The organism is Roseomonas sp. TAS13, assembly GCF_001950415.1.
Classification (GTDB): Bacteria; Pseudomonadota; Alphaproteobacteria; order Acetobacterales; family Acetobacteraceae; genus Roseomonas; species Roseomonas mucosa.
The window spans coordinates 1-9,389 of record NZ_BDLP01000169.1 but is presented as its reverse complement, the minus strand read 5'-3'; the positions used below and the strand labels follow the sequence as shown (position 1 = coordinate 9,389).

Annotated in this window: 11 protein-coding genes; 1 reads left to right on the top strand and 10 read right to left on the bottom strand. The window is 70.4% G+C overall.

Annotated elements, in window-relative coordinates; all coding sequences use genetic code 11:
- Positions 1 to 22: 22 nt before the first annotated feature.
- On the bottom strand, positions 23 to 949 hold the full coding sequence (locus tag ROTAS13_RS13820; RefSeq protein ID WP_075822627.1) for a M48 family metalloprotease: 927 nt from the start codon (positions 947 to 949) through the stop codon (positions 23 to 25).
- 42 nt (positions 950 to 991) lie between these two features.
- Between ROTAS13_RS13820 and ROTAS13_RS13815 the strand changes: the two genes are divergently transcribed.
- Positions 992 to 1,192: a DUF1674 domain-containing protein gene (locus tag ROTAS13_RS13815; protein WP_075822626.1), complete on the top strand. Its 201-nt coding sequence runs from the start codon at positions 992 to 994 to the stop codon at positions 1,190 to 1,192.
- A gap of 307 nt (positions 1,193 to 1,499) precedes the next feature.
- On the opposite strand, the gene ROTAS13_RS13810 is transcribed toward ROTAS13_RS13815, so the two are convergent.
- From ROTAS13_RS13810 to ROTAS13_RS27190, 9 genes are all read right to left on the bottom strand, one after another.
- On the bottom strand, positions 1,500 to 2,312 hold the full coding sequence (locus tag ROTAS13_RS13810) for a MetQ/NlpA family ABC transporter substrate-binding protein (protein ID WP_019460184.1): 813 nt from the start codon (positions 2,310 to 2,312) through the stop codon (positions 1,500 to 1,502).
- A 10-nt stretch (positions 2,313 to 2,322) separates the two neighbouring features.
- Positions 2,323 to 3,156, bottom strand: coding sequence for a MetQ/NlpA family ABC transporter substrate-binding protein (locus ROTAS13_RS13805; protein ID WP_075822625.1), 834 nt, complete (start codon positions 3,154 to 3,156; stop codon positions 2,323 to 2,325).
- A gap of 11 nt (positions 3,157 to 3,167) precedes the next feature.
- Complete coding sequence (locus ROTAS13_RS13800) at positions 3,168 to 3,989, bottom strand: MetQ/NlpA family ABC transporter substrate-binding protein (RefSeq protein WP_099781850.1); 822 nt, start codon at positions 3,987 to 3,989, stop codon at positions 3,168 to 3,170.
- A gap of 49 nt (positions 3,990 to 4,038) precedes the next feature.
- The gene (locus tag ROTAS13_RS13795; protein WP_019460181.1) at positions 4,039 to 4,713 is read right to left on the bottom strand and encodes a methionine ABC transporter permease; all 675 of its coding nucleotides are present in this window, start codon (positions 4,711 to 4,713) and stop codon (positions 4,039 to 4,041) included.
- Positions 4,713 to 5,780, bottom strand: coding sequence for a methionine ABC transporter ATP-binding protein (locus ROTAS13_RS13790; protein ID WP_075822624.1), 1,068 nt, complete (start codon positions 5,778 to 5,780; stop codon positions 4,713 to 4,715). The genes ROTAS13_RS13795 and ROTAS13_RS13790 overlap by 1 nt, the downstream gene beginning before the upstream one ends.
- A 447-nt stretch (positions 5,781 to 6,227) precedes the next feature.
- Positions 6,228 to 6,662 carry a PaaI family thioesterase gene (locus ROTAS13_RS13785; protein WP_019460179.1) on the bottom strand — a complete coding sequence of 145 codons (435 nt, stop codon included), beginning with the start codon at positions 6,660 to 6,662 and terminating at the stop codon, positions 6,228 to 6,230.
- Between the two features lie 49 nt (positions 6,663 to 6,711).
- Positions 6,712 to 7,578, bottom strand: coding sequence for a flagellar motor stator protein MotA (gene motA / locus ROTAS13_RS13780; RefSeq protein WP_058389791.1), 867 nt, complete (start codon positions 7,576 to 7,578; stop codon positions 6,712 to 6,714).
- On the bottom strand, positions 7,575 to 8,660 hold the full coding sequence (locus tag ROTAS13_RS13775; protein ID WP_075822623.1) for a flagellar motor protein MotB: 1,086 nt from the start codon (positions 8,658 to 8,660) through the stop codon (positions 7,575 to 7,577). The genes motA and ROTAS13_RS13775 overlap by 4 nt, the downstream gene beginning before the upstream one ends.
- 289 nt (positions 8,661 to 8,949) lie before the next feature.
- On the bottom strand, positions 8,950 to 9,389 hold a 440-nt coding region (locus ROTAS13_RS27190; protein ID WP_075822622.1), incomplete at its 5' end, for an aspartate/glutamate racemase family protein.

Here is a 9,389-nt window from a genome sequence, read left to right as displayed (position 1 = left end):
ATGCTGACGTCGAGACTTGTGATCAAGAGACAGGCGGCACCGAGCCGCCGCTCCAGGGACCGCGTGGCGCGGTGCCGCCCCGGATGCCGCCCACGGGGGGCGCGGCCGTGGCGCCATTGCCCAACAGGGCGCGGACCCGGTTCTCGGTGTTGGGATGGGTGGAGAAGAGGTTGTCCATCCCCTGCCCCGAGAGCGGGTTGACGATGAAGAGGGGCGCGCTTTCGGGATGCGCCTCGGCGGAGCGGTTGAGGATGGCGTGGCGGGCGCCTTCCAGCCGCATCAGGGCGCTGGCCAAGCCCTGCGGCCCACCGGCGATCCGGGCGCCGAGACGGTCGGCCTCGTATTCCCGGGCGCGGCTGATGGCCATCTGCACCAGCATGGCCATCAGCGGGGCCGCCACGATCATCACCAGCACGCCAAGGAAGCCCAGCGGGTTGCGGTTGTCCCGCCCGCCCCCGAGCAGCCCACCGAAATGCGCCAGGAATCCGATGGCGCCGGCGAGGCAGGCGGTGACGGTCATGATCAGCGTGTCGCGATTGCGGATATGCGCCAGTTCATGCGCCACCACCCCGGCCACCTCCTCCTCCGGCATCATCTCCAGCAGGCCGGAGGTGACGGCGACCGCGGCGTTCCGCGGGTCGCGGCCGGTGGCGAAGGCGTTGGGCTGGGCCTCGTGGATCAGATAGAGGGCGGGCATGGGCAGGCCGGCGCGGGCGGCCAGTTCCTGCACCATGGCATGGAGGCGAGGCGCATCGCCCGGACCGATGGGCTGGGCGTTGTGCATGCGGAGCACGGCCCGGTCGCTGTTCCACCAGGCCCAGAGGTTCATGCCGCCGGCCATGAGCAGGGCGATCACCATCCCCTGCCTGCCGCCCAGCAGGAAGCCCACCCCGGCGAAGAGGGCCATCAGCCCCGCCAGAAGGACCGTCGTCCGCAGTGTCCCGTTCATCGGGTATTTCTCCCGGCTCTGTCCCGCCTCATATGGGGGATCATGAGCGAGAAACCCGCCTCCCCCACGAATGTCCCACGGAAGCAGGACGATCCGGCGCCGGCCGCCGCGCCCGACGGCCCCCCGCCCGATAGCGGGAAGCAGGAGGAGCGCGCCCTGCCGCCCGAGATCGGCGGGCCGACCGGTCCTGAGCCGACCCGCTACGGCGACTGGGAGCGCAAGGGCCGGGTCAGCGATTTCTGAGCCACGCCCGAAGGGGTGAACAGGCCACGAACCGCAGCCGGGCTTCCTGGAACGGGAGCCACAAGATCTAGAAGGATCTCCGAGTCGTCGATGGCGCTTCGGAGACAGGCGCCGAATCGGGCCATCCGGCTGTTTTCCGCCGGTTTCCTGTCCTGATGTTCTTTTTTTGTTCCTGGACCGAATCGCGAATGCGCTTGGAAACGGGTGGTGCGGCACGGCTGCCACACCACCATGTCGCCCTCCGGGTGCCGTCCTGCCCGGCCGCAAGGGCGACGGCCGGCCGGGAGCCGGACGCCGCCACCCGCTCTCAGGCGCCGACGATCACCGCGCCGCCGAACTTCTCCTCGACGAAGCGCTTGATTTCCGGCGCGGCGTAGCCGGAGGCGAGCTTCCTGGCCCAGGCGGCACCGGCATCCTGGCGCCGCACCACGACGAGGCAGGTATAGACGCTTTCGGCGCCCTCCTTCACCAGCCCGTCCTTCAGCGGGTTCAGCCCGGCGGGAACGGCGTAGTTGCCGGTGATGGCGGCGGCGTCCACATCGTCGAGGGAGCGGGCGATCTGCGCCGCCTCCAGCTCCACGAAGCGCAGGCGCTTCGGGTTCTCCACCACATCCGCCACGGTGGCGCGAAAGTCCACGCCGGGGGCCAGCTTGATGGCGCCGCCCTGGGCCAGCAGCAGCAGGGCGCGGCCGCCATTGGTCGGGTCGTTGGGGATGGCCACGCGCCCGCCCTGCGGCAGGTCGGCGAGCGACTTCAGCTTGCGGCTGAACACCGCCATCACGGTCAGCACGGTCTTGCCCACCGGCACGAAGTCGTAGCCGCGCTGCGCCTTCTGCGCGTCGAGGAAGGGCTGGTGCTGATAGGTGTTGGCGTCGATATCGCCGCCCGCCAGGGCCACGTTCGGCTGGATGAAGTCGCCGAACTCGGTGATCCGCACCACGAAGTTGTCGCGGGCCAGAACGTCGCGCACCTGCTCCAGCACCTGGGCGTGGACACCGCTGGTGACGCCGACACGGCAGGGCCGGGCCGCCGTGCCGATCCCCGCGGCGTCCTGCGCCCGCAGGATGCCGGGAAGGAAGAGCCCGCCGGCCGTGGCCAGCAGGAGGGGGCGCCGATTCATGGGATGCTCCTCAGAAGGCCGGCACGACATTGCCGTGGAAGGTATCGCGCACGAAGGCGCGGATCTCGTCGCGGTGATAGGCGGCCACCAGCCGCTTCACCCAGGGGGTGTCCCGGTCGGCATCGCGCACCACGAGGATGTTGGCATAGGGGCTGTCCGCATCCTCGCGAAGCAGCGCGTCCTTCGCCGGGTCCAGCCCGGCGATGAGGGCGTAGTCGGTGATCACCACCGCCGCATCCACGTCGCCCAGCGCGCGCGGCATCTGCGCCGCCTCCAGTTCCACGATGCGCAGGCGCTTCGGGTTTTCCGCGATATCCGCCACGGTGGCGCGGAAATCGGCGCCCGGCGCCAGACGGATCAGCCCGGCCTTGGCCAGCAGCAGCAGGGCCCGGCCGCCATTGGACGGGTCGTTGGGGATGGCCACGCGCCCACCCTGCGGCAGGTCGGACAGAGCCTTGTACTTCGGCGCATAGATGCCGAGCGGAAAGACCAGCGTCCTGGCCACCGCGGCGAGCTTGTAGCCGCGGTCCCGGATCTGCTGCTCCAGGAAGGGACGGTGCTGGTAGGAGTTGCTGTCGAGGTCGCCCGAGGCCAGCGCCGCATTGGGCTGGATGAAATCGGTGAACTCGACCAGGCGCAGCACGAACCCGTCCCTGGCGGCGAGCTCGCGCACCTTCTCCGTCACCTGGGCGTGCGGCCCGGCGGTGACGCCGATGCTGAGCGGACGGGCGGCGCTGCCGATCCCGGCCGCGCCCTGGCTCCCCGCCTGGGCGCGGAGGATGGCAGGACGGAGGAGCGCACCGCCGGCCAGGAGGCCGGCGGCGAGAAGGGGACGGCGAAGCATGGCGCTGCCCCTCAGAAGGCCGGGATGACGGAACCGGAGAAGGTCTCCGCCACGAAGGCCTTCACCTCGTCACTCTGGTAGGCGCGGACCAGCTTCCTCACCCAGGGCTTCTCCTCGTCACCCTGGCGCACCACGATGCGGTTGGAATGCGGGCTGTCGCTGCGCTCGATGGCGATGGCGTCGCGGGTGGGCTGCAGCCCGGCGGTGAGGGCATAGTTGGTGTTGATCGCCGCCGCGTCCACGTCGTCCAGCGCGCGGGGGAGCTGCGCCGCCTCCAGCTCCACGATGCGCAGGCGCTTCGGGTTCCCGGTGATGTCGGCGACGGTCACGCGCACATCGGCATTGGCCGGCAACTGGATGGCGCCCGCCTGGGCGAAGAGCATCAGCCCGCGCCCGCCCTGGGTCGGGTCGTTGGGGATGGCGATGCGGCCGCCCTGCGGCAGCGCGTCCACCGACTTGACCTTCTTCGAATAGATACCCATCGGGAAGGTCAGGGTCTTGGCCACCGAGACCAGCTTGAGGCCGCGATCCCTCACCTGCTGTTCCAGAAAGGGCTGGGTCTGGAAGGAGTTCGCGTCCAGGTCGCCCGAGGCGAGCGCCACGTTGGGCTGGATGTAGTCGGTGAACTCGATGATGCGGATGACCAGCCCGTCCTTGGCGGCGATGTCGCGCACCATCTCCATCACCTGGGCGTGCGGGCCGGCGGTGACGCCCATCTTCAGCGGGCGGGCGGCGGTGCCGATCTCCGCGCCCTGGGCATGGGCGCGGGTCGCGGCGGTGAGGGCCGGAGTGGCGAGGAGGGCGGCAAGCGCCGCGCGGCGTGCGATGGTCATGTTCTTCCTTCCCATGTCGTGTGACGTTCGTCGTGTGGCGTCCCGCCGTTCAGCGATGGCTGACGCGGCGGACCAGCCAGTCGCCCAGCGATTGCAGGCCCTGGACGAAGAGGATCAGGATGACGACCACGGTCGCCATCACCTCCGGCATGAAACGCTGGTAGCCGAAGCGGATGCCGAGATCGCCGAGCCCGCCGCCGCCGATGGCGCCCGCCATGGCGGAATAGCCGACCAGGCTCACCAGCGTGACGGTGACGGCGGCGATGATGCCGGGCATCGCCTCGGGCACCAGCACGCGGGTCAGGATCTGCATCCGCGTCGCGCCCATGGCGCGGGCGGCCTCGATCACCCCCCGGTCCACCTCGCGCAGCGCGCCTTCGAAAAGGCGGGAAATGAAGGCGGTGGAGGCCAGCGCCAGCGGCACGATGGCGGCGGCGGTGCCGATCGAGGTGCCGGCGACCAGCCGGGTGAAGGGTACGATGGCCACCATCAGGATGATGAAGGGCGTGGAGCGCACCGCGTTGATCAACAGGCCCAGCGGCCGGTTGATCCAGCCGTTCGGGCGCAGCCCGCCCTGGCCGGTGCTGTAGAGGAGGAGCGCCAGGGGCAGGCCGATCGCCACCGCCACCAGGACGGAAACGAAGACCATGGTGATCGTCTCCCAGGCCGCGTCGATCATCAGGTCCTGCAAGGCGGGCGGCAGCCAGGGGAACAGGTTGGGCATCAGCGGGCTTCCCCTTCCTTCACCTCGGCCACGTCGAGGCCGAGCGAGCGCATCCATTCCACGCCCTGGGCCAGTTGCGCCGGCGCGCCATAGGCCGCCAGCGCCATCAGGCCGAAGGGCTCGCCGCCGATCTCGTCGATGCGGCCAGAGACGATGTTCAGGTCCAGCCCGAAGCGGCGCGAGGCCTCGCTCACCACCGCGCGGGTGGAATGCGGCCCGGCGAAGAGCACCTGAAGCAGGCGCCGCTCCTCACCCGGCTGCGGCGCGGGCAGGCGGGCGACGGTGCCGGGCGGCACGGCATGGCCGATCACCTCCGCCACGAAGAGGCGGGTGACGGCCTGCTGCGGCCGCGTGAAGACGTCGAAGACCCGGCCCTGCTCCACGATCCGCCCGGCCTGCATCACCGCCACGCGGTCGCAGATCGCCTTCACCACCGCCATCTCATGGGTGATCAGCAGCACGGTGAGGTCCAGCCGGTCACGCAGCGACCGGATCAGGGACAGGATGTCGGCGGTGGTCTCGGGGTCCAGCGCGCTGGTCGCCTCGTCGCAAAGCAGCACCTTCGGGTCCGAGGCCAGGGCGCGGGCGATGCCGACGCGCTGCTTCTGCCCGCCCGAGAGCTGCGCCGGATAGGCGTCGCGCTTGCCCTCCAGCCCGACCAGCGGCAGCAGCTCCCGCACCCGCGCCTCGCGCGCCGCGCGGCCGACCCCGGCGATGGAAAGCGGGAAGGCGATGTTCTCCGCCACCGTGGCGGAGGAAAGCAGGTTGAAGTGCTGGAAGACCATGCCGATGCCGCGCAGCGCCTGGCGCAGCCCGGCATCGTCCAGCGCCAGCATGTCGCGGCCCAGCACCTCGACCCGGCCCGTATCCGGGCGTTCCAGCAGGTTGACACAGCGGATCAGCGTGGACTTGCCGGCGCCGGAGCGGCCGACGATGCCATAGACCTCGCCCGGCGCCACATCGAGGGAGACGCCGTCCAGCGCCAGCGTCTCCGCCCCGCGCGCGGTGAAGCAGCGTGTCAGATCGCGGAGCCGGATGGCGGCCGGTGCCTGTTCTTGTGAAGACATGAGAAAACCCGGTCAGGAAGCTTCTTGGGAGGCATCCTCGCCTCCGGTCCGGCCTGGCGTCGCATGAATGGCGACGGAGGCCACATGACGATCCGGCAGATCCGGTCTGCGCCGCCGGACCCTCTGTCCGGGGCGGACCGCCTCAGCCTTTCCCGACCAGACGCATGATGCGGCGCATCGCGATCCTCCAACACCGTCGGATGACCCACGAAGCAGGACCGGAACGGCCGGCATTCGCTTCCTGGCGCTTTAGCTCTTGGTGACGCGGCGCAAGCTGCATCCGTCAAATCGCCCGCGGCCCCGGCCAGCATGATTCCGGCAGCAGGACAGCGGCGGAGTTAGGGGGGTTGTCCCGCCCTGTCAAGCAGATGCGGAAAATGCACGATCGCCGGACGGATTATTACCTCGTCGCCCGATGCCCATACCCCTCTCGATCGAGGCCCCGCCCTATTCGCGGACCGGACCGGGTACGCCTTCCAGGCTCTCGCTGCCCTTGCGTACCCGGTGCGTGCTGGAACCGAAGGCCACCAGCTTGTGGTGGGCGTCGAAGATCTCGAACTGCACGAAATAGGTGCTGCGGCCCTGCGAGACCACCTTGGCCTCCGCCACCACCCGGCCCGGGGGCACCCGGTTGGCGAAGCGGCAGTTGAGGTCCACCGTCACGCCATAGCGGACATGACCCGGCACCGAGCACCACAGGCCCGCCATGCCGGCCGCCTGGTCGGCCAGGGCCATGATCGCCCCGCCATGCATGATCCCGGCGAAGTTCAGGAGCTCCGGGATCACTTCGCAACCGACGCGGGCATAGCCCTCGCGCCATTCCTCAACCTCGAAGCCCAGGTGATTGGGCAGGCCGCCGGCCCGTTCTTGGATCTCGCTCATGCGAGAAGCGGTGGCAGCAGGCCGGCCCCCGCGTCAAGTTCCCCAGGCCTCAGGCGATCTGAAGCTCCTGCAGAGTTGTCTCCAGCTCCTGGAAGCTCGGCATGTGCTGGCTGGGCGCCATCTTGCGGCCGGTCTCCACCGCCACCTGGGGGGCATTGCCCTGCAGATGGGCAACCAGCACGGCGCGGATCACCTCATAGAACTTGGCTTCCTCCTCCACCACGCCCTTCAGCCGGGCGGCCACGGGGGCCACCATGCCATAGGCCAGCAGCACGCCGAGGAAGGTGCCGACCAGCGCGCCGCCGATCATGCCGCCCAGCACCGTGGGCGGCTGGTCGATGCTGGCCATGGTCTTGATCACGCCCAGCACCGCCGCGACGATGCCCAGCGCCGGCAGCGCGTCCGCGATGCTCTGCAGGGCGTGGGAGGGGTGCAGCTCCTCATCCCGCATCTTCTTGAGTTCGCGGGCCATCACATCCTCGATCTGGTGCGGGTCGTCGGCGTTCATGCCGATCATGCGCAGGTAGTCGCAGATCAGCAGGACGGCGTGGTGGTCCTTCTGGATATCGGGGAAATGGCCGAAAGCGGTGCTTTCCTCCGGCTTCTCGATATGCGGCTCCAGCGCCATGTTGCCCTTCTGCTGCGCCAGCCGCACCAGGAAGAAGAGCAGGCTGAGCATGCTGACATACTGCGCCTTGCGGAAGCGCGAGCCCTTGAGCACCTTCGCCAGCCCGCCCAGCGTGTGCTTGATGTCGTTCAGGCTGTTGGCCATGATGAATGTGCCCAGCGCGGCGCCACCGATGACCATCATCTCGTGCGGCAGGGCGTGCATGATGATGTCGAACTTGCCGCCTGCCAGCACATAGCCGCCGAAGACGCAGCCCAGCATCACGGCGAGGCCCAGGATCGCGTTCATCGCGGCGTCGCTCCGGTCGCGGGGGGCTGCGGCGCCTGGCGCAGCAGCAGGATGGAGACGCGGCGGTTGGCCGCGGCCTCCGGCGCCTCGGGCAGCAGCGGCTCGCGCTCCGCCAGGCCGGCGACGCTGCGCAGGCGGTTCTCGCCCACCCCGTTCTCCACCAGCAGGCGGCGCGTGGCATTGGCGCGCTCGGCCGACAGGTCCCAGTTGCTGCGGGCGTCCGTGCGGAAGGGGGTGGCGTCAGTGTGGCCGGTGATGGACACCGCGTTGGGCACGCGGCGGATCACCGAGGCGACCTTGGCGACCAGGGCTCGGGAGCGTTCGTTCAGCGTGTTGCCGCCGGAGGTGAACATCGGCTTGCCCTCCGAATCCAAGAGCTGGATCCGCAACCCCTCCGGCACCTGCTCCACCCGGAACTGCTGCGCCAGCTCCGCCAGAACCGGGTCGCCCGCCACGGCGGCGCGGAGCTGGCCGGCCAGCTGCTCCAGCGCATCGCGCTCCCGCTTCTCCAGCTCCCGCCGCAGCGCGGTCTCCGATGCGGCGGCGAGGTCGGCGTCGCGCCGCGCCGCGCCGTTTCCGCCGTCGCCGGGAGCGGAGACGGCGACCGCCGCCTGCCCCGGCTTCGCGTCGGGGGCATCGTCCGGGCCGGGCGGCGCCTCGCGCGTCGCGACCGGTTGGGCGGGGGTCTCGGTCTCGTCCTCCACCTCGATGTCCTGCAGCACCGGACGGGGGCCGGTCTCGATCCGCGGACTGCTGGTGTCGGTGGAAAGCTGGCCGGGGGAATGCGGCGTGCTGCCGCCGAAAGGCTGGCCGTTGCCGGAGGTGGACTGGGACATCAGGTTGCTTGGCGCGAAGTAGTCGGCGATGCCCTTGCGCTGCTGCTCCGTGGTGGCGTTGAGCAGCCACATCAGCAGGAAGAAGGCCATCATGGCCGTGACGAAATCGGCATAGGCGACCTTCCAGGCGCCGCCATGATGGCCAGCCTCGCCCCCTTCCTCCCGCCGGATGACGATCGTCGGTCCCTGGTTGCGGGTTCTCGCCACGCTCTCCGTGCCCCATGCTGCGCTGCCGTCGGCGCGCATCCTGCATGGCAGTCCTTAAGCGGCGGTTATGCGGGCCGGGGCTTTGTCGGATCGCGCCGGATAGCCATGCTCTCCGGCGGACTGCCGGTGCCACCTCTGCTTTCCGGGAATCCCGCGTTTCTACCTGCTCCCGGGAATCAAGCCGCGGAAAAGCGGCTGCCACAGGCGCCAACGAAAGCCCGGGGCCCGGGGGGCGGCTTGGTCCCCGGCGGAGGGGGTCAGGGGAGGCAGCGCCTCCCCCTGGGCGCGACCCACAAGGGCAACACCCGAAGCGAGGACGTTGCCCGGATCAGCCGCCGAGACGTCGGGCGAGGGCCGGGGAGAGGTCCAGGGATGGGGCGGAGGACGGCGGCGGCAGAAATGGCAGGGGTTCGCCGAGACTGGCTTCCATCAGGCAGTCGAGGCTGTCCAGCACCGGCACGGGCAGATGCGCCGCCACGGCGGGGGCCAGGCCTGCCAGCCCGGCGCCACCCAGCACCACCGCGGCAGCCCCTTCCGCGATGACGGCCTCCGCCGCCTTGGCCAGCAGCCGGGCCGCGCCGTCCGGGTCGCGCGCCAGGACGTCGCCGGCGGGCGGCACGGCGCGGACCAGGATGCGGTCCGGTCCATGGCCCAGGGCGAAGGCATGTTCCCGCAGCATCGGCACCCAGGCCTCGCCGCCGGTCAGCAGGGCGATCCGGGCCCCGGGGGCCAGCGCCAGGGCGGCGGCGATGCTGGCCTCGGCCATGC